Source organism: Gemella sp. GH3 (assembly GCF_013415425.1).
Classification (GTDB): domain Bacteria; phylum Bacillota; class Bacilli; order Staphylococcales; family Gemellaceae; genus Gemelliphila.
The window spans coordinates 1-380 of record NZ_JACBYC010000010.1 but is presented as its reverse complement, the minus strand read 5'-3'; the positions used below and the strand labels follow the sequence as shown (position 1 = coordinate 380).

Genomic DNA, 380 nt, shown 5'->3' with positions numbered 1-380 from the left:
GGCGTAGACCGTAAAAAAATGTCAATTGCTGAATTTAGAGAAAAGTGTAAAGAATTTGCACTTAAGCAAGTAGATATTCAGAAGAAGGATTTCAAACGTCTAGGTGTTCGCGGTGACTTTGATAATCCTTATATTACACTTACCCCTGAATATGAAGCAGCACAAATTCGTTTATTTGGTGAAATGGCAGACAAAGGTTTAATTTATAAAGGTAAGAAACCAGTTTATTGGTCACCTTCAAGTGAATCTTCATTAGCTGAAGCGGAAATTGAATATCATGATAAACGTTCTGCCTCTATTTATGTAGCATTTAACGTTAAAGACGATAAAGGAGTCGTTGATTCAGATGCTAAGTTTATTATCTGGACTACAACACCTTG

1 protein-coding gene is annotated in these 380 nt (G+C 35.0%); it reads left to right on the top strand.

Going from position 1 to position 380, the window contains the following annotated elements:
* Positions 1-380 (top strand): class I tRNA ligase family protein (locus tag HZY83_RS00050; RefSeq protein WP_179942086.1); only part of this gene is annotated, 380 nt, incomplete at both ends.